Below are 19,090 nucleotides of genomic sequence, written 5' to 3'. Positions count from 1 at the left end.
TGATCACGCTGCCGAGGTATTCGTCGGGCGTCAGGATGGTGGCCTTGATCCAGGGCTCGGAAATGGTCTCGATCTGCATCACGTCGGGCAGGTCGGCCGGGTTGTGCAGGTCGATCTCGGACCCGTCGCGCAGGCCGATCTTGTAGACCACCGAGGGGGCGGTCGCGATCAGGTCAAGGTTGAACTCGCGGCTCAGCCGCTCCTGAATGATCTCCAGGTGCAGCAAGCCCAGGAAGCCGCAGCGGAAGCCGAAGCCCAGGGCGGCGCTGGATTCCATCTCGTAGGTGAACGACGCATCGTTCAGGCGCAGCTTGCCGATGGCGGCGCGCAGGTCCTCGAAATCGGCGGCGTCGACCGGGAACAGGCCGCAGAAGACCACCGACTGGACCTCCTTGAACCCCTTCAGCGGTTCGGCGGTCGGCTTCTTTTCATCGGTGATGGTGTCGCCGACGGCGGCGTGGGCCACTTCCTTGATCTGGGCGGTGATGAAGCCGACCTCGCCGGGGCCAAGCTGGTCCACGGGGGTGTTCTTGGGCAGGAAGACGCCGACGCGGTCGATCAGGTGGGTCGAGCCGTTGCGCATCATCTTGACCCGCATGCCGGTCTTCAGCACGCCGTCGAAGACGCGGACCAGGACGACGACGCCCAGATAGGGGTCGTACCAGGCGTCCACCAGCATGGCCTTCAGCGGCGCGTTCGGGTCGCCCTTGGGCGCCGGAAGCTTGGTGACGATGGCCTCCAGCACGTCCTCGATGCCGATGCCGGACTTGGCGCTGCACAGCACGGCTTCGGAGGCGTCGATGCCGATGACGTCCTCGATCTGGGCGCGGACCCGCTCGGGCTCGGCGGCCGGCAGATCCACCTTGTTCAGGACGGGGACGATCTCGTGGTTGTTGTCGATGGCCTGATAGACGTTCGCCAGCGTCTGGGCCTCGACGCCTTGCGAGGCGTCCACCACCAGCAGCGAGCCCTCGCAGGCGGCCAGGGAGCGGCTGACCTCATAGGCGAAGTCCACGTGGCCGGGCGTGTCCATCAGGTTCAGGACATAGTCCTGGCCGTCCTTGGCCTTGTAGTTCAGGCGCACGGTCTGCGCCTTGATGGTGATGCCCCGTTCCTTCTCGATATCCATGTTGTCGAGCACCTGCTCGGACATCTCGCGCGCGGTCAGGCCGCCGGTGTACTGGATCAGTCGGTCGGACAGGGTCGACTTGCCGTGGTCGATGTGCGCGACCACGCTGAAGTTGCGAATGTTCGAGATAGGGGGAGTCGTCATCCGCGCGCCCCTATCACGCGTAGAGGGCGGGGACCAGTCGCACGGCCGATCCCGCCCGCGCCTTAAGTCACATTAAGCCTTCGCAATAAACGCCTTCGCCGTTTGAGAAGGTTTCGCGGACGCGGTATGGGACAAGCCTCTCGATAACCGGCGCGAGCCGGCGATCCGCTTCGCCTGCAACCGAGGAAATCCCCCGTGTCCAAGACGACCCGCACCGTTCTCAACGTCGGCGCCATGGCCCTGTCGGCCTTCCTGCTGGCGAGCTGCGGCGGACATGGCGAGGAAAAGACGGACGAAAAGGCCGCAGGCGGCTCGCGCCAGACCGTCAGCGCCGCGACCGTCGCACAGACCAGCCTGAACCGCACCGTCACCGCCTCGGGCACCGTCTCGGCCTGGGAAGAGGTGCCGGTGGCGGCCGAGACCGGGGGCCTGACCGCCGTCGCCGTCTATGTCGACGAAGGCTCCTACGTCCGTCAGGGCCAGGCCCTGGTGCAGATGAACGACGTCCTGCTGCGCGCCCAGTTGCAGCAGCAGCAGGCTCAGGTCCAGCTGGCCCAGGCCAATGTGTCGCGTGACGACGCCGCCCTGGACCGCGCCCAGCAGCTGAAGGAGCGCGGCTTCCTCAGCCAGGCGTCGCTGGATACGGCCCTGGCCAACCAGCGCGCCTCCAACGCCAATCTGGCGGCGGCCCGCGCCACCCTGGCCCAGACCCAGACCCAGCTATCGCAGGCGACCATCCGCGCGCCCGTCGGCGGCCTGATCATCAGCCGCAGCGTGACCAAGGGCCAGATCATCGCCGCCGGGACCGAACTGTTCCGCATGGTCCGCGACGGCCGGCTTGAGCTGGACGCCCAGGTGCCCGAGACCGAACTGGGCCTGATCCGCGCCGGTCAGTCGGCGACCGTGACCTCCAGCGAGGCCGGTCAGACGACTGGCTCGGTCCGCATCGTCACGCCCGAGGTCAACGCCACCACCCGCCTGGGCCTGGCGCGCATATCGCTGTCGCCCGGCGCCCAGCTGCGTCCCGGCATGTTCGCCCGCGCCGACATCGCCGTCGGCGATCAGCCCGCGACCACCGTGCCGACCGGCGCGGTGCTGTATCGCGAGAACAAGCCCGGCGTCTTCGTCGTCAACGGCGATAGCACGGTCCACTTCCAGCCGGTGACCATCCTGTCGCGCACCGAGACCCAGACGGCGGTCAGCGGCGTCGCTGTCGGCGTCCGCGTCGCCGTGGACGGGGCCGGCTTCCTGAACGAAGGCGACCGCGTCAACGTGGCTCAGGCCGTGGGCGCAGCGCCGGCCGCCCAGCCGGCGGCCCCGGCTGCCCCGGCGGCCAAGAAGTAGGACCGACGACCATGAATCAGATGTCGTCCTGGGCGATCAAGAACCCGATCCCGATCATCCTGCTGTTCCTGCTGCTGACGCTCGGCGGCGTGGTCGGCTTCATGGGGATGCGGATCAATCAGAACCCCGACATCGACTTCCCCCTGGTCGCCGTCACCGCCGCCCGCCCCGGCTCGGCCCCGGCGGAGATGGAGGTCCAGGTCACGCGCCTGATCGAGGATTCGCTGGCCGGCCTGTCGGGCGTACGCCACATCACGTCGAACATCACCGACGGCGTGTCCTCCACGACGATCGAGTTCGAGCTGGGCACAGACACCGACCGCGCGACCAACGACGTGCGCAACGCCATGACCGGCCTGCGCGCGTCCTTGCCCCAGGACATGCAGGAACCGGCGGTCCAGCGCATCGACATCACCGGCGACGCCCTGATCACCTATGTGGTCCGCTCGCCGACCATGACGCCGGAAGAGATCAGCTGGTTCATCGACAACGAGGTCAGCCGCGGCCTGCTGGCCCTGGGCGGCGTGGGCGAGGTCAACCGCTCGGGCGGTGTGGACCGCGAGATCCGCGTCGAGCTGGATCCGCAACGTCTGGCCGCCTATGGCGTCACCGCCGCGGAGGTCAGCCAGGCGCTGAACAACGTCAACAACAACCTGCCGGGCGGTCGCGTCACCATCGCCGGGTCCGAGCGCGCCGTGCGCACCCTGGGCGCCGCGACCTCGGTCGAGCAACTGAGCGGCACACTGATCCCGCTGGGCGACGGCAAGACGGTGCGTCTGGATAATCTGGGCAAGGTCGAGGACAAGTGGAGCGAGCCGCGCCGCCTGGCCCGCTACAACGGCCAGGAGGCCGTGACCTTCAACTTCCTGCGCTCGCGCACCGCCTCCGAGGTCAAGGTCGCCGAACGGGTCCGCGAGGAGGTCAAGAAGCTCGACGACGCCCACCCCGAACTGACGATCAGCCAGGTCACGGCCAGCGTCGAACAGATCGAAGAATCCTATCTGGCCTCGCTGGAGGCCCTGCTGCTGGGCGCCGTGCTGGCGGTCATCATCGTCTTCATCTTCCTGCGCGACTGGCGGGCCACCTTCATCGCGGCGACAGCCATGCCGATGTCGCTGATCCCGACCTTCGCCATCCTGGGCCCGCTGGATCAGTCGCTGAACGTCGTGACCCTGCTGGCCCTGTCGCTGACCATCGGCATCCTGGTCGACGACGCCATCGTGGAGATCGAGAACATCGTCCGCCACATGCGCGACGGTAAGCCGCCCTATGACGCCTCGCTGGAGGCCGCCGACGAGATCGGCTTGGCGGTCGTGGCCACCACGGCCACAATCATCGCCGTCTTCGCGCCCGTCGGCTTCATGCCGGGCATCATCGGCCAGTTCTTCAAGGCCTTTGCGCTCGCGGCCTGTGTCTCCGTGGCCTTCTCCCTGCTGGTCGCGCGGACCCTGACGCCGCTGATGGCGGCCTTCATCCTCAAGCACAGCCATCACGAGGACAAGGATCCGTTCTGGATGGGCGGCTATCTGAAGGCGCTGCGCTGGTCCCTGGGCAACCGGTGGAAGGTGTTCGTCATCGGCATCCTGTTCCTGGTCGGCTCGGTCGGCACGGCGGTCGTCGCCAAGATGTCGTTCGAGTTCATGTCGCCCGGCGACACCGCCCGCGCCGCCTTCCAGGTCGAACTGCCGCCCGGCTCGACCCTGCGCCAGACCGACGCCGTGGTGCAGCAGGTCACCAGGCGGCTGGAAGCCCGCCCAGAGGTCACCTCGGTATACGCCGCCATCGGCGGTCAGGACGTGACCCAGGCCAATGTCTATGCCGACATGGTGCCCAAGGGCGATCGCGACCTGAGCCAACAGGCCTTTGCGCGCGCCATGGTGGACGAGTTGAAACAGATCCCCGGCGCCCGTATCCGCGCCGGCATCGCCCAGCAGGGCGGCGGTCCCGGCGACGGCACCAGCTACACCTTCTCGATCCTGAGCGATAATCCCGACGCCCTGAACGCCGCGGCGCGCAAGGTCGAACAGGAGATGCGCGGCGTTCCCGGCCTGGCCAACGTCGTCAACTCGGCCGCCATCGCCCGTCCCGAAATCCTGGTCACGCCGCGCCCCGACGAGGCGGCCCTGGCCGGCGTTTCGGCCGGCGCCATCTCCCAGGCGGTGCGGGTCGCCACCATCGGCGACGTGGATCAGAACCTGCCCAAATACAATCTGGGCGACCGCCAGATCCCGATCCGCCTGCAACTGACCGAGGAAGCCCGCGAGGATCTGAGCGTGCTGGAGAACCTGCGTGTGCCTGGCAACGGCGGAAACTCCGTGCCGCTGAGCGCTGTCGCCGACATCCAGTTCGGCGCCGGTCCCGCCACCGTCACCCGCCAGGACCGGTCGCGGATCGCCTCGATCAGCGCCGAGCTGGACGGCATCGCCACCGGCGCGGCAGGCGCGGCGGTCAACCGCCTGCCCTCGGTCCAGAACCTGCCCGCCGGCGTGCGCCAGGTGCCGGCCGGCGACGCCGAGTTCATCCAGGAGATGCTGACCGGCTTCGCCATCGCCTTCGCCTCGGGCATCCTGCTGATGTATGCGGTTCTGACGCTGCTGTTCAAAAGCTTCGCCTATCCGATCACCATCATGGCGGCCCTGCCCCTGGCCATCGGCGGCGCCTTCATCGCCCTGGCCATCGGCGGCGCCAACTTCTCCATGTCGGCCCTGATCGGGGTGCTGATGCTGATGGGGATCGCGGCCAAGAACTCCATCCTGCTGGTCGATTACGTCATCATGGCCGAGCGGGACGGCATGCCGCGCCACGAGGCCATCATGGACGCGGCGCACAAGCGCGCCCGCCCCATCCTGATGACCACCTTCGCCATGGGGGCGGGCATGGTGCCCATCGCCATGGGGGTCGGGGCCGACGTCCAGTTCCGCTCGCCCATGGCCATCGCCGTGCTGGGCGGACTGATCTCCTCGACCTTCCTCTCCCTGCTCTACATCCCCGCCATCTTCACCATCGTCGACGACATCGCCGGCTGGGGCCGCCGCATCCTGAGCCGCTCAACGGCGGGACAGCGCGAGCTGGCCAAGCCGAGGCCGGGGACAGTGGTGGAGTGAGGTCGATCAGCCCTTTGCGGACCTTTGCGCAGTAGCCTCACAGACGTTTAGTCCGTCCGCGCGAGCCTCACGGCCGGGCCCTCACCCCTGGCATAATAGTCGAGTGCGATCACCTTCCCCGACGCGTCTCTTATGGGCGTGAAGAATGTGAGTTCATCAGGGCTGTAATGCAGGTTGCCTTTGGCGGAGACTGCCATCCTGATTTCACGTGAGGCGCCTCGGCGGGTGAAGAGTTGGTCGTCGCGGACGACGATGATCCGGGCCCCCTGGCCCTCGCCGTAAGAGCCCGCGAAGGCTTCGAGGTCCTTCGGGCTCGCAGCGTCCGGGTTCACCACCTCATAGGGCGAGCCAGCCATGATCGCTGCAAGTCGTCGTCCAAAAGTTTGGGCGTCGAACCCGTCGTTATTGGCCAGAACGACGATGGTCGCGTCTTCGCGAGGAAGATAGGCGAGCATGGAGGTAAAGCCGTTGATCTGCCCCGTATGACCGATGACAGCCTCCCCCCGGATGTTCCACACATAGAACCCCAACCCGTAGGGACTGGCAGACGGCCCTTCGGCTGGGATAACCGGCGTGGTCATCAACCTGAAGTTTTCGGTTGAAACGATCTCGCCATTCACAAGCGCGTGCATCCAACGATGCAGATCGCCGACTGTTGAAACCAGACCCCCAGCGGAGGCCGGAACAGACAGGCTGATATATTCCGCATTGGCAAGCGTACGATCCGCAGTGTCATTGGTGTAGCCAGCGACCCGACCCGGGATGATCGTCGAGACCGGGGCGTACCCCGTCTCACCAAGACCCGCCGGCGCTATGACCAGATCTCGTATGGCAGCGTCCCAGGTTTTGCCGGTCACCTTCTCCAGGACAGCGCCCAGCAGGATGTACCCTGCGTTGGAATAACGCTGCTGGCGTCCATGTTTGAAATCCGAAGGCTGTGTTGCAATCTGCGTCACCAGATCGGCGAGACTGATGTCTTGGCGAAGAAAGCCGGGTGGCCCTTCGCTCAAGATCGCCCGGTCCGACACGCCGGCGGTGTGGGAGAGCAGTTCACGGATCGTGATGCCGGATGTGTCACCAAACTCGGGAACGTAGGTGGATAAGGTGTCATCGAGCAACAGGCGACCTTCCTCGGCGAGCTTCACGACGGCGGCGGCGGTGAAGGTCTTCGTGATCGACGCAATTGCGAAGGTCTGGGAGGGCGCGAGTGGGATACTCCACGTCACGTCGGCGACGCCTCGGGCCGTGACGGAAAGGACGTCTTCTCCACGGGCAACCAAAACGACGGCGCCCGGCCCATTGGCTTCAGGAACAGCGGCGAAGAGCGCGGCCTCGACCTGCATCATTTGATTGTCCGACGTCGCCTGTTTCATGGCCGACGCAGGTGATGCGTTGAACAGCACTGCGAAGGCCGCAACGGCGAAAAACTCGGCAATCAGTCGGCTGGCAAAGCATGAGACGATTGGGGTCGAGGATGCGAATAGCATGCAGCACGTCCATACTCAGGGCGCGGGCTGCCCTTTCCACGCTGTAAGGGCCGAACGCCGTCTTGGTGAGTTAAATGGGCGTAATATCGCAGCGCCCCCCCTGAGCCCCTGTCGCCACCTTCGGCCAGGCCTGCGACTCGAACCATCGGAACGCAGCGTGTGTGGTTGACGACCATCCCGGATGTCCGCAACGGGTCGGAAGCCGAATTTGGGATCGCTTCTGAGAGCGGACATTCCCACACTCGCCTGAACACACGCCCAAGAAAAAGGGCCGACCGGTTTCCCGGTCGGCCCTTCGTCGTTCAGCCCTGAGGCTTGACGATCAGTATCTGACCTTCAGCGTCACGCCGTAGGTGCGCGGGGCGCCGAGGTAGGCGTTGTAGGTCGCCGTGTCGGTGGCGATATTGTAGAAGGTGCCGTCGGCCTGAGGCGTGGCGACGTTGGCGAAGGCCGTGCCTTGCAGCGGGGCGGCGAAGCCGACCTGGGTGTATTCTTCTTCCAGCAGGTTCTGGCCCCAGACCTCCAGCGTCCAGCGCTCGTCTTCCGAGCCGATCGAGACCCGGCCGTTGACGACGGTGAAGGCGTCCTGGTTCTTGTACGGCAGCAGGTCCGAGCCGGTGTTGTATTCGGTCGAATATTTGGCCGACAGGTTGAAACCGCCGCGCAGGCCGCCGCCCAGTTCGCGGTCGAAGGCCAGGGCGCCCGTGACCGACCATTCCGGAGCGAACGAGGCGCGCGCGCCCGGCAGCAGCGACAGCTGCGGGAAGCGGCCGGGGCTGGACAGGTCGCCGGCGCCGAACACACCGTATTTGGCGTCGGTGTAGGTCACGCCGCCCTGGAACGACAGACCCTCGACCGGGGTGAACCAGACCATGTCGGCGTCGACGCCGCGCGAGGTCAACTCGGGGATGGATTCCACCACAAAGGCGGTGCCCAGGAAGGTGTTGAGCTGGAAGTTCTCGAACTTCTGATCGAAGTAGGTCAGGTTCAGCAGCATGGTGCGGTTGAACAGGGTCGTCTTGACCCCCGCCTCATAGCTGTCGACCGTTTCGGCGGCGAAGAACAGCGAGGCGTCCGGCGTCACGCCCGTCTGCACCCGATCCATATTGTAGCCCGCGCCCTTGTAGCCGCGCGCATACGAACCATAGACCATGATCGACGGGTTGAACCGGTAGGAAGCCTTGATGGTGCCGGACAGGTCGGTGTCGCTGAACTTCTCCTGGATCCGGCGATTGTCGTAGAGCGGGTTGGACCAGGGCAGGCACAGCAGGCCCAGGGCGGCCGCCGGAGTGGCGACGTTGGCGGTGCCGGGGATCGGCGAGACCGTGCGGTTCGCGGGGTTCTGGTTGGCCAGGGCGCCGCCGCAGGCCGCGCCGTTGCTGCCCAGATTGTCCTGAACGCCCAGCAGACGCTTGCTGTCATAGGTGTAGCGCAGGCCCAGGTTGATATCGAAGGCCTCGGACACCTTCCAGGTGTTGTTGGTGAACAGCGCCACCGACTCCGAGCTCTGCGAATAGTGGTCCTGATACGCCTTGCCGGCCGAGAAGGTCGGGGCGGCGGCGCTGGGGGGCACAGCGCCGATAACGCACAGCGGCTGGCCCGCAGCCGCGCCGGCCGTGCCGACAAGGAAGCCGTTCGGGTTGGTGAAGCAGCCCAGGCGCGACGGGCTGGGACCACCGACGGAGGCCGGCAGCGTCGCCGTCAGAAGGAAGGAGGCGAAGGCGTTGTAGTCCGCGCCATAGACATAGCTGTCGTCGCGATAGACGCCTTCCTTGGTGGCGAACAGGCCGACCAGCCAGTCGAACTTGTCCGTCGTGCCCGCCAGTCGGAACTCTTGCGTCAGGTTATCGACGCCGTAGCCGTTGGAGCCGTCGTTGGCGCGATACAGGATGTCGGCGCCCGTGTAGTCCAGGTCCATCCCCTGCTGGAACGACCAGTCGCGCCACGAGGTCTGCGACGTCAGGGTGGCGTTGATGCTGGGGAAGTCGATGGTCGCTTCCGCCGACAGACCCATGTCCTCGATCTCTTGCGGGGTCTCGCGGTTGGAATAGGCCAGGCGCGAGAAGGGCACCGTGCCGAAACCGGCGGCGGGCGGCGTTTGACCCGGGCCGTTCGGCGCGGTCAGGGCGGCGATGAAGGCCTGGGACGGGCCGACGCGCGTCTGCACGGCGGAACAGCAGAACTCGTCGCGCTTGGTGTAGTCCGCGATCAGGCGGACCGAGACGTCGTCGCTGGGCAGGATCAGCAGTTGGCCGCGCGCGGTCCAGTAGTTCTGGGTGTTGTCTTCGGTCTTGCTGTTGGGGCCGTCGCCGGTGTTGACGTCGTAGAAGCCGTCACGCTCGCGGTGCGCCACGAACAGGCGACCGGCGATCTGGTCGGTCAGACCGCCCGTGACGGAGACCGAGCCGCCGATGGCGCCGAAGTTGCCGCCGGTCAGTTCCGCCGAGATCGACGGATCGAACGACGGGCGTTCGGTGATGATGTTGATGACGCCGGCCGAGGTGTTCTTGCCGAACAGGGTGCCTTGCGGACCCTTCAGGACCTCGATGCGGCTCAGTTCGCCCAGGTCGCCGAAGCCGACCGAGTTGCGCGAGCGATAGACGCCGTCGATCACCACGCCGACCGAGCTTTCCAGGCCGGGGTTGTCGCCCACGGTGCCGGCGCCGCGGATACGGACGGTGGTCGAGGCTTCCGACTGCGTCGAGGTGACGGTCAGGCCGGGCGTCAGGATCTGCAGATCCTTGATGTCGCGCACGCCGGCGCCGTCCAGCAGTTCCTGCGACAGGGTCGTGACCACGATCGGCACGTCCTGCAGGCTCTGTTCACGCTTCTGGGCGGTGACGATGATGTCGTCGACGGTCGCCGGGGCGTCCTGCGCGGCGGCGACGCCCGCAAAGCCGAAGACGACCGCGCCCACGACGGCGGCGGACACGGTTGTTCTGAGTTGAAGATTGCGGCGCATAGGCGTCCTCCCGGCTGAAGCCACGTTCGCACAGAGCGATCGCGGCGTTTCCTGTCCCAATCGACGTCCCCTTCTTGGGGGAGCGTTCGTTATCGCTAGGCTAAGCGCGCTTCGGCCCCTCGGACAAGCGAGCGTTGTTACCCGCGACGATTTTTCGCCGCGGATTCGCCTTTGTGTGTCAGGGAAGAGACATAAAACGCTGACGTTAGGTCAGTTTTTGCCCGCTTTTCGGCCCCAGAGGCTCGACTTCAGGCTGCAAGGCGACCGGGTCGGTCTGGCGATGACGACCGGCGAATCCCAGCACGAGCGCCGCCGCGATCGCCGACAGGATCGAGCCGCCGATGACGCCCAGCTTGACCTCGACCTGTTCGGGCGAATCCACTGCGCCGGGGAAGGCCAGGACGCCGATGAACAGGCTCATGGTGAAGCCCACGCCGCACAGCAGAGAAACCCCATAGACCTGAAGCCAGCTGGCGCCCGTCGGCCGCGCCCCGATCTTCAGCGCCGAGGCCAGCCAGGCCATGCCCATGACGCCGATCTGCTTGCCGAAGAACAGGCCCAGCGCGATGGCGATGACCAGGGGCGCGAACGCCTGCTCCATCGACAGACCGGCGAAGGACACGCCCGCCTTGGCGAAGGCGAACAGCGGCAGAACCAGGAAGGCGTTCCACGGATGCAGGTCGTGCATCGCCTCCTTCAGCGGGCTCTGGCGATCTTCCTTGCGCGCCGCGATCGGCACGATCATGGCGAAGGCCACGGCGGTCAGCGAGGTGCTGAGGCCCGACAGAACCGTCAGGTACCAGACGGCGGCGAAGCCGAGCACCCAGAAGGGCGTCGGAATACGCATCCGGTGCGCGACCAGGCCGCCCAGGGCGATCAGGCCAAGGGCCCAGAACAGCGGCGTCCAGTTGGCGCCCTCGCTGAACAGGACGGCGATCAGGGCGATGGCGCCCAGGTCGTCGACGATTGCGAGCGTCAGCAGGAAGACCCGCAGCGACGACGGCAGCCCCTTGCCCACGAAACCGAAGATGGCGAGCGCAAAGGCGATATCGGTGGCCAGCGGAATGGGCCAGCCCGCGTGCGGGGCGCCCATGGTCGCCGACAGCAGCAGATAGACCGCCGCCGGCCCGGCCATGCCGCCGATGGCCGCCAGAACCGGCGTCGCCAGCTTGCGCGGATCGCTGAGCTCGCCGCGCACGATCTCGTATTTGATCTCCAGCCCCACCACGAGGAAGAAGATCGCCATCAGACCTTCCTTGATCCAGTCGGAGATCGACTCCTCCAGACGGATCGGGCCGATCTGAAGCACATGATAGCTCTTCAGCCAGGTGAAATAGTCCCCCGCCCACGGCGAGTTGGCCACGATCACGGCGGCGATGGCGGCAAGGGCCAGGGCCGAGCCGGATGCGGCCTCGGTCTTGAGGAAATCGAGTGTCAGTTTGCGCGCCACGGCGGCCTCCGATCAGAATGCTGAAGCTGTCGTGACGCCAGGTTATCGACGGGCGTCGGACCGGATTCGTCGCCCCTTTCGGAGCGCGCCGGCCTGGCCGCGCGGAGCGACCTGATGGCTGAAGCCAGAATAGAGGATGCGGCCCGCCAAGCCAACCGTTGTCCGGACGAAGAAGAGAGGTTGCGCTCCCCCCTTCGGACACGCACCTAGCCTCCCATGCCCGTCTCCCCCGCCTACCGCCCCGAACCGCGCTTCTTCGATCTGGGCGCCGACTACGCCGATGCGGTTCAGGCCGCCGACTTCCCGCAGACGACCTTGCGGTTCCGCAACGACCGCGCCGCCGCCGAAGTCGGGCTGGAGGGGCTGAGCGAGGCGGAATGGATCGCCGCTTTCGGTCGGTTCGACCCCCTGCCCGGCCAGCCGGGGCCGATCGCCATGCGCTATCACGGCCATCAGTTCCGCCACTACAATCCCGACCTGGGCGACGGGCGCGGGTTCCTGGCGGCGCAGATGCGCGACCTTTCGGGCCGGTTGCTCGATTTGGGGACCAAGGGTTCGGGCACGACGCCCTGGTCGCGCAGCGGCGACGGGCGGCTGACGCTGAAGGGCGGGGTGCGGGAGGCGTTGGCGGCGGCGATGCTGGAAGCGCAAGGCGTCCCCACCAGCCGCGCCTTCTCCCTGATCGAGACCGGCGAGGCGCTGGAGCGCGGGGACGAGCCGTCGCCGACGCGGTCCGCCGTGTTGGTGCGCCTGTCCCACTCCCATATCCGCTTCGGCACCTTCCAGCGCGCCGCCTATCTGGGCCGCGTGGATCAGATCGAGGCGCTGATCGAACACGTTCGCACCCTTTATCATCCGACCGTTGCGGCGGGTGACGCGCCCGGACTGATGGCCGCTGTCGTCGAGGCCTCGGCGAAACTGACGGCGCGCTGGATCGCGGCGGGCTTTGTCCATGGGGTGCTGAACACCGACAATCTGAACGTCACGGGCGAGAGCTTCGACTATGGCCCCTGGCGGTTCCTGCCCGAATACGACCCGGCCTTCACCGCCGCCTATTTCGACCAGACCGGCCTCTACGCCTTTGCGCGTCAGCCCGAGGCCGTGTTCTGGAACCTGACGCAGTTGGCCGGGTGTCTGAAACTGGTCGCCGAGGTCGAGCCGCTGACGAAGGCGCTGAACGGGTTCGGCCCGGCCTATATCCGCGAGCTGCGCGCCGCCTTCCTGATGCGGCTGGGGGTGAGCAGCCTGGGCGAGGCGGCGGATCAGCGGCTGGTCGATGCGACCCTGGCCCTGTTGCGGGAAGGCGGCGCGGCGATGCGGTGGGAGCCGCTGTTCTTCGACTGGTTCGGCGGCTTCGCCTCCTCGGCCCGCGCCCTGTCGGGACCGCGCGCGAAGCATTATCAGGGCGAGGCCTTCGACGCCTTCCGCTTCGCCTTGATGGAACATGAACCCGACCGGATCGAACGGCTGGAACACCCGATGTTCGCCGCCCGCGAGCCCGAGGAGATGCTGATCGACGAGGTCGAGGCCATCTGGGCCGCCATAGACGCCGACGACGACTGGGCGCCGTTCCAGGCCAAGCTGGCCCGTCTGGAGGCCGCCCGCGTGACCTGGGGCTTCAGCGCCTGACGCCGAACCTTACGAAAGCTTCATCTCGTTTATCGATAATGTTCTTGCTCGTTTATCGATAAATCCATATCGATAGTCACCAAGGCGGTCGCGGAGGCCGACCCGATTGGAGTGACGAAAAATGAAAATGATCGGTAAGCGATCCATCGCCAGCGCCGTGCGTCTGGTCCTGGGTTTTGCAAACGTCTTCGTGATGATCGGCGCGATCGCGGTCGGGGTCGCCTTGGTCGTCAGCCTGATCTTCCCAAGCTTCGGCGCAGGGCTGATGGACGGGTTGAAAGGCGTCGACGTCGATCCCCATACCAGTTTCGAAATGACGGGTAGGCTGACCCTGCTGGGCGCCTTCCTCGCCTGCGGCTTCACCTGGTGGATCATCAATCGGCTGCGGCGCATCTTACTGTCGGTCAATCAGGGCGACGCCTTCGAGTTCGCCAACGTCAAACGGCTTCAGGCCGTGGGCTTCGGCCTGATCGGGATCCAGCTGACGGCGCTTCTGCTGGTCTTCGTGGCGCCGCAGAGCATCGGGCAATCGCCGTCCGACTATGACTTCGACCTGGGGTCCTGGCTGGGCATTCTGGTGGTCTTCATCCTGGCCGAGGTGTTCCGGCAGGGGTCGGCCATGCGCGACGAACAGATGACCACGGTCTGAGAGGGGCGCGCCATGATCATGATCCAGCTGGACCGGCTGCTGCTCGAACGCCGCATGTCCCTGACCGAACTGTCCGACCGCGTCGGCGTCACCCTGGCCAACCTGTCGATCCTCAAGACCGGCAAGGCCCGCGCCGTCCGCTTCTCCACCCTGGACGCCCTGTGCCGCGAGCTGGATTGCCAGCCCGGCGACCTGATCGTCCAGACGCCGGGAGTGCATCCCGACACCTGAAAATAGCAAGCGTCATTGTCTCGATGTAAATGACGCTTGACTTACCATTGATGCAGATCGTAAAGCTCCCTTGTCACAACGACAGGGGAGCTTGTCATGAAACATCTCGAACGCGCCGACTACACCCACGACCAGAAGACCGTCATATCCATTGCAGCGGCCCTGGCCGCCGTCAGCCTGACCGCCAAGGTCGAGACGCCCTTGTGGCCCAGCAGCCTTGGCGCCCCGCCCTCGCTGGGCCTGGTCGTCATGCTGATCGGCCTGACGCTGGCGATGATCCATTATAATGGCGTCTGGTGGCGCGGGCTGGACGAGACGACGCGCCACGCGCACCGCAAAGCCTGGTGGACGGGCGGCAATCTGGGCGTCTTCGCCGGCGCCGCCGCACTGGTCGCCCTGCTGAACAACGGCGTGACCCTGACGGAACCGCTGTTGCACGGCCCCGCCGCCTGGGCCGCGACCGGCCTTCTTTGCCTGCTGGGGGGACAGGCGGTCGGCTATGGTCTGGCGCTGCTGCTGACCCGACGCGCCGGATGATCCGGGTCGCCAACCGCGTGCGCGACCTGCGCAACCAGCAGCAGATGTCGCTAGGCCAACTCAGCCGAAGCCTCGGCGTCTCTCGCCTGACCCTGCGCGCCATCGAAACGGGCCTCTATGCGCCGTCCCTGACCCTGGCGGTCCGTCTGGCCCGCACCCTGAACCATCCGGTCGAAGACCTCTTCGTCGTCTGACCCCGGCGGCGCCTTGCGCGCCGCACCACACCCAAACCTCAAATCAAGGATACGACCATGAATCTCCAGATCGCTCTGGGGCGCGCGGCTTCGCGCGTCCAATCCATCGGCGCCGGCATGGCGCTGGGCCTCGCCGCCTGGGCCGCCATCTTCGCCGGCGAAGCCTATGCCGAGACGCCCGTCGCCCCGGCCCACATCGCCCGCGCCGCCGGCGACGGCCCGCCTCTCTGGGTCGTCCGGGATGCGGATTCGACCGTCTATCTGTTCGGCACGATCCATCTGCTGAAGCCCGGCACGGCCTGGGGGTCGGACAAGGTGAACGCCGCCTTTGACAGCGCCTCGGACGTCTGGTTCGAGGTCACCAACCCGGATGACCAGGCCGCGCTCGTACCGGTGTTCCAGCAATATGGGCTGTCGCCGGACCGCCCCCTGTCCAGCTGGCTGACGCCCGACGAACAGGCGACCCTGGTCAAGGCTGCTCCGGCCGCCGGTCTGACCGCGCAACAGATCGATCCCTTCCGTCCCTGGTTCGCCGCCCTGATGGTCGCGACCGGTCCGCTGACGACCGCCGGATACGATCCGGCCCTGGGCGTCGAGATGAACCTGCGCGCCCGAGCCCTGGCGGCCGGCAAGCCGATCCATGGGCTGGAGACCATCGACCAGCAGATCGGCGCCCTGGCGCGGATGAGCGACGCGGGCCAGATGACCTACCTGCGGCATTACCTGAAGACCTACGGCACGGCCGCCGCCGAACTGGACCACGCCGTCGCCGGCTGGGTCGCGAGCGATCAGGCCGCCCTGGCGAAGTATGCGCACGAGGACGGACGCGCCATTTCCGAAGAGACGCACCAGATCTTCATGGCCCGCCGCAACGCCGACTGGGCCGACCAGATCGAGACCCTGCTGAAGGGATCCGGCACGACCTTCATCGCCGTGGGCGTCGGCCACCTCGCCGGGAACGACAGCCTGCAGGATTTGCTGGCGGCGCGCGGAATATCGGTGATCCAGCAATAGGCCGCCGCGCGTATCGGGGTTGTGGGGCGTCGGGAATCGGACCAGACGCCCCGGCCCGTAACATAAAGTCATCAGCTGATGTCATCAGTTGATGTCATCGTCTGATGACAAAAGTCGAAAGCGCCGCTATATCCCCTCTTGCGAACGGCGACCCCCAATCCGATATCGCGACTGTTACGAAATCAGGTTCCTCCCCCGATGACCACCTCCACCTTCACAACCGCCCCCTCGCGCAGCCGCGCCGCCTACGCCAACATCGCCCTTTGGACGCTGCAGGGCTGGATCGCGATGTTCTTCATCGCCGCCGGCTACGCCAAGCTGACCGAGCCGATGACCAACCTCATCAATCTGATGGGCTGGCCGGCAGTCGCGCCCGAGAACATGGTGCGCGGCCTGGGCGTGGTCGAGATCGCGCTGGCCATGGGCGTCCTCAGCCCGCTGATCTCGTGGCGCATCGGACGCCCGCTGCTGATGACGGCGGCGACCGGACTGATCGTGCTGGAATCGACCATGCTGATCATCCACGCGATGAGCCAGGACGTGGGTCTGGCGGCGGTCAACGCCATCCTGCTGGCCTTCACCGTCCCGGTCCTGCTGGGCCGCCGCAAGGCCTTCTGAAAGAGATCGAACGTCGGACCCCTCTCCCCCCTGCTGTCCGGCGTTTGCGCCCGGAGCCTCCCCCCAGGCTCCGGGCTTTTTCATGCCCGGAGCATCCCCACACGAAAAGCTTACCCTTACGTGCGCGTAAAGCGCTTCCCTTTACGCGCACGTCAAGTTATGTTGGGTCATGGCCACCGCCGACGACCACCGCACCTATTCCATCCGCCAGCTCTGCCGCGAGTTCGGGGCCACGGCGCGCGCCCTGCGATTCTATGAGGACAAGGGCCTGCTGACCCCTGCGCGCAAGGGCCAGACCCGCGTCTATGACGCCCGCGACCGCGCCCGGCTGAAGCTGATCCTGAGGGGCCGCCGCATCGGCTTCACCCTTCAGGAGATCCAGGACATGATGGATCTCTATGATCAGAAGGATCACAACGTCCATCAGATGGCGGTGGCCCTGGTTCGGCACCGCGCCCAGATCGCGGCGTTGAAGCAGCAGCTGGAAGACATCGAAGGCGCCATCGAAACGGCCGAACAGGCCTGCAACTGGATGGAATCCAAGCTTTCCGAACACCGCCCCGACCTGCTGCCGGGCGCCGAAGACTATGAGAAGCTGCTGCGCGCGCGTCTCAACCACGACCATCACCACCCCTTCAAAGCAAGAGCGTAATCCATGGCCTACAAGGCGCCTGTCCGCGATTTCACCTTCATCCTGAATGAAGTGCTGGAGATCGACCGCTACACCAACCAGCCGGGCTTCCAGGACGTCTCTTCGGATCTGGTCAGCCAGATCCTGGAAGAGGGCGCCAAGTTCGCCGACGAAGTGATCGCCCCGATCAACAATCCCGGCGACAAGGAAGGCTGCCACTGGTCCGAAGGCGGCGTGGTGACCGGTCCCAAGGGCTGGAAGGAAGCCTACAAGGCGATGTCGGAAGCCGGCTGGATGGCGCTGGCCGCCGACCCGGCCTACGGCGGTCAGGGCATGCCCAGCGTCGTCGCCTCGGCCTTCGGCCAGATGACGGCCGGCGCCTCGGCGGCGTTTTCGATGTATCCGGGCCTGACGGCCGGCGCCTATGCCGGCATCCACGCCAACGCCTCGGACGAGCTGAAGCAGAAATACCTGCCCAAGATGGCGACCGGCGAATGGTCCGGCACGATGAACCTGACCGAGCCCCAGTGCGGCACGGATCTGGGCATGGTGCGCACCAAGGCCGTGCCGAACGGCGACGGTTCCTATTCGATCACCGGCCAGAAGATCTGGATCTCGGCGGGCGAGCACGACTTCGCCGACAACATCATCCACACCGTGCTGGCCCGCGTCGAAGGCGCGGTTCCGGGCATCAAGGGCCTGTCCCTGTTCGTCGTGCCCAAGTTCCTGATCAACGAGGACGGGTCGCTGGGCGAGCGCAACACGCTGGAATGCGCGGGGCTTGAGCACAAGATGGGCATCCACGGCAACGCCACCGCCGTGATGCAATACGACGGCGCCAAGGGCTGGCTGATCGGCGAAGAAGGCCGCGGCATGAACAACATGTTCGTGGTGATGAACGAGGCCCGCCTGGGCACCGGCCTGCAAGGTCTGGCCATCGGCAACGCCGCCTATCAGGCCGCCGTCGAGTTCGCCAAGGACCGCCTGCAGGGCCGCAGCCTGACCGGACCCAAGAACCCGGACGGCCCGGCTGACAGCATCATGGTCCACCCCGACGTGCGCCGCATGCTGCTGGAGGCCCGCGCCTTCGTCGAAGGCGGCCAGGCCTTCATCCTGTGGACCGCCCTGCACGCCGACCTTGAGAAGTCGGAAGACGAGGCCGTGGCGACCAAGGCCAAGGATTACATGGGCCTGCTGACGCCCGTGCTGAAGGCCTATCTGACCGACAAGGGCTTCCACGTCGCCTCGCTGGGCATGCAGGTCCACGGCGGTTCGGGCTACACCGAACACTTCCCCGCCTCGCAGTATCTGCGCGATGCCCGGATCACCATGATCTACGAGGGCACCAACGGCATCCAGGCGCTGGACCTGGTCGGCCGCAAGCTGCCCGCGGCCGGGGGTCGCGCCATCATGACCTGGTTCGGCGAGATCGACGCCTTCGTCGCCGAGAACGGCGGCAACGAAGCCATCAAACCCTTCGTCGACGGCCTGGCCGACACCAAGGCCAAGCTGCAGGACGGCACCATGTGGCTGATGCAGAACGGCATGGCCAACCCGGACAACGCCGGCGCCGCCTCGACCGACTATCTGAACGTCTTCGGCCTGACGGCGCTCGCCTATATGTGGGCCCAGATGGCCAAGGTGGCGCAGGCCCAGGTCGAGGCCGGTTCGACCGACCCCTACTACGCCACCAAGCTGCAGACCGGCCGCTACTTCGTCGAGCGCATCCTGCCCGACGCCGGCGCGCACCTGATCAAGATGAAGACCGGCGCGGACGTGCTGATGGCCATGCCGGCCGAGGCGTTCTGAGACTTCTTTGATACCGTCACCCTCGGGCTCGTCCCGAGGGCCCACGGCTCCACCGCACGACAGGAACCGTGAGCACGACGACCTGAACTGCGCACCCCTCTGCTCGTGCGGCGGAGGGGTGGGTCCTCGGGACAAGCCCGAGGATGACGACCATAAAA

General features: G+C 66.3%; 15 protein-coding genes. 11 read left to right on the top strand and 4 right to left on the bottom strand.

All coding sequences use genetic code 11. The features are described from left to right. Positions 1-1,273, bottom strand: a 1,273-nt coding sequence (gene lepA / locus ACK4MH_RS15185) for a translation elongation factor 4 (protein WP_409719860.1), incomplete at its 3' end; no start/stop codon positions are given. Positions 1,274-1,468: 195 nt separating this feature from the next. On the opposite strand from lepA, the gene ACK4MH_RS15180 reads away from it, so the two are divergent. Together ACK4MH_RS15180 and ACK4MH_RS15175 are read left to right on the top strand one after the other, a co-directional pair. After that, positions 1,469-2,617, top strand: coding sequence for an efflux RND transporter periplasmic adaptor subunit (locus tag ACK4MH_RS15180; protein ID WP_409719858.1), 1,149 nt, complete (start codon positions 1,469-1,471; stop codon positions 2,615-2,617). Positions 2,618-2,628: 11 nt separating this feature from the next. Beyond that, positions 2,629-5,721, top strand: coding sequence for an efflux RND transporter permease subunit (locus ACK4MH_RS15175; protein WP_409719856.1), 3,093 nt, complete (start codon positions 2,629-2,631; stop codon positions 5,719-5,721). Between the two features lie 47 nt (positions 5,722-5,768). Here the strand turns inward: ACK4MH_RS15175 and ACK4MH_RS15170 are convergent, their stop codons facing one another. The 3 genes from ACK4MH_RS15170 to nhaA form a co-directional block, all read right to left on the bottom strand. After that, positions 5,769-7,208 (bottom strand): serine hydrolase domain-containing protein, encoded by a 1,440-nt coding sequence (locus ACK4MH_RS15170; protein ID WP_409719854.1) that lies wholly within the window; start codon positions 7,206-7,208, stop codon positions 5,769-5,771. A gap of 322 nt (positions 7,209-7,530) precedes the next feature. Beyond that, positions 7,531-10,170, bottom strand: coding sequence for a TonB-dependent receptor (locus ACK4MH_RS15165; protein ID WP_409719852.1), 2,640 nt, complete (start codon positions 10,168-10,170; stop codon positions 7,531-7,533). 205 nt (positions 10,171-10,375) lie between these two features. Further along, the gene (gene nhaA, locus ACK4MH_RS15160) at positions 10,376-11,620 is read right to left on the bottom strand and encodes a Na+/H+ antiporter NhaA (RefSeq protein ID WP_409719850.1); all 1,245 of its coding nucleotides are present in this window, start codon (positions 11,618-11,620) and stop codon (positions 10,376-10,378) included. 216 nt (positions 11,621-11,836) lie between these two features. Between nhaA and ACK4MH_RS15155 the strand changes: the two genes are divergently transcribed. From ACK4MH_RS15155 to ACK4MH_RS15115, 9 genes are all read left to right on the top strand, one after another. Beyond that, entirely contained in the window at positions 11,837-13,249 is a 1,413-nt protein-coding gene (locus ACK4MH_RS15155; protein ID WP_409719848.1) for a protein adenylyltransferase SelO family protein, read from the top strand. 121 nt (positions 13,250-13,370) lie between these two features. Beyond that, on the top strand, positions 13,371-13,898 hold the full coding sequence (locus ACK4MH_RS15150; RefSeq protein ID WP_409719846.1) for a DUF2975 domain-containing protein: 528 nt from the start codon (positions 13,371-13,373) through the stop codon (positions 13,896-13,898). A 12-nt stretch (positions 13,899-13,910) separates the two neighbouring features. Further along, positions 13,911-14,129: a helix-turn-helix domain-containing protein gene (locus ACK4MH_RS15145; RefSeq protein ID WP_409719844.1), complete on the top strand. Its 219-nt coding sequence runs from the start codon at positions 13,911-13,913 to the stop codon at positions 14,127-14,129. 96 nt (positions 14,130-14,225) lie between these two features. After that, on the top strand, positions 14,226-14,666 hold the full coding sequence (locus tag ACK4MH_RS15140; protein WP_409719842.1) for a hypothetical protein: 441 nt from the start codon (positions 14,226-14,228) through the stop codon (positions 14,664-14,666). After that, positions 14,663-14,860 (top strand): helix-turn-helix transcriptional regulator, encoded by a 198-nt coding sequence (locus ACK4MH_RS15135; protein ID WP_409719840.1) that lies wholly within the window; start codon positions 14,663-14,665, stop codon positions 14,858-14,860. The genes ACK4MH_RS15140 and ACK4MH_RS15135 overlap by 4 nt, the downstream gene beginning before the upstream one ends. 57 nt (positions 14,861-14,917) lie before the next feature. Then, complete coding sequence (locus ACK4MH_RS15130; RefSeq protein ID WP_409719838.1) at positions 14,918-15,874, top strand: TraB/GumN family protein; 957 nt, start codon at positions 14,918-14,920, stop codon at positions 15,872-15,874. 198 nt (positions 15,875-16,072) lie between these two features. Continuing rightward, positions 16,073-16,492 (top strand): DoxX family protein, encoded by a 420-nt coding sequence (locus tag ACK4MH_RS15125; RefSeq protein ID WP_409719836.1) that lies wholly within the window; start codon positions 16,073-16,075, stop codon positions 16,490-16,492. A gap of 169 nt (positions 16,493-16,661) precedes the next feature. Further along, positions 16,662-17,144, top strand: a complete 483-nt coding sequence (locus ACK4MH_RS15120) for a MerR family transcriptional regulator (protein WP_135193530.1) — start codon at positions 16,662-16,664, stop codon at positions 17,142-17,144. Between the two features lie 3 nt (positions 17,145-17,147). Then, positions 17,148-18,932: an acyl-CoA dehydrogenase C-terminal domain-containing protein gene (locus ACK4MH_RS15115; protein ID WP_409719834.1), complete on the top strand. Its 1,785-nt coding sequence runs from the start codon at positions 17,148-17,150 to the stop codon at positions 18,930-18,932. Positions 18,933-19,090 lie beyond the last annotated feature (158 nt).

Source organism: Brevundimonas sp., from assembly GCF_046295075.1.
GTDB lineage: Bacteria > Pseudomonadota > Alphaproteobacteria > Caulobacterales > Caulobacteraceae > Brevundimonas.
The sequence above is the reverse complement of the archived record's forward strand: the minus strand, read 5'-3'. Positions and strand labels throughout refer to the sequence as shown.

What these genes read in the sequence shown, in the direction of transcription:
- ACK4MH_RS15130 (WP_409719838.1), top strand. Translation starts at nt 14,918, where the DNA reads ATGAATCTCCAGATCGCTCTGGGGCGCGCGGCTTCGCGCGTCCAATCC.
- ACK4MH_RS15170 (WP_409719854.1), bottom strand. Translation starts at nt 7,208, where the DNA reads ATGCTATTCGCATCCTCGACCCCAATCGTCTCATGCTTTGCCAGCCGA.
- ACK4MH_RS15165 (WP_409719852.1), bottom strand. Translation starts at nt 10,170, where the DNA reads ATGCGCCGCAATCTTCAACTCAGAACAACCGTGTCCGCCGCCGTCGTG.
- ACK4MH_RS15115 (WP_409719834.1), top strand. Translation starts at nt 17,148, where the DNA reads ATGGCCTACAAGGCGCCTGTCCGCGATTTCACCTTCATCCTGAATGAA.
- ACK4MH_RS15135 (WP_409719840.1), top strand. Translation starts at nt 14,663, where the DNA reads ATGATCCGGGTCGCCAACCGCGTGCGCGACCTGCGCAACCAGCAGCAG.
- ACK4MH_RS15150 (WP_409719846.1), top strand. Translation starts at nt 13,371, where the DNA reads ATGAAAATGATCGGTAAGCGATCCATCGCCAGCGCCGTGCGTCTGGTC.
- ACK4MH_RS15140 (WP_409719842.1), top strand. Translation starts at nt 14,226, where the DNA reads ATGAAACATCTCGAACGCGCCGACTACACCCACGACCAGAAGACCGTC.
- ACK4MH_RS15145 (WP_409719844.1), top strand. Translation starts at nt 13,911, where the DNA reads ATGATCATGATCCAGCTGGACCGGCTGCTGCTCGAACGCCGCATGTCC.
- ACK4MH_RS15125 (WP_409719836.1), top strand. Translation starts at nt 16,073, where the DNA reads ATGACCACCTCCACCTTCACAACCGCCCCCTCGCGCAGCCGCGCCGCC.
- ACK4MH_RS15120 (WP_135193530.1), top strand. Translation starts at nt 16,662, where the DNA reads ATGGCCACCGCCGACGACCACCGCACCTATTCCATCCGCCAGCTCTGC.
- ACK4MH_RS15175 (WP_409719856.1), top strand. Translation starts at nt 2,629, where the DNA reads ATGAATCAGATGTCGTCCTGGGCGATCAAGAACCCGATCCCGATCATC.
- ACK4MH_RS15155 (WP_409719848.1), top strand. Translation starts at nt 11,837, where the DNA reads ATGCCCGTCTCCCCCGCCTACCGCCCCGAACCGCGCTTCTTCGATCTG.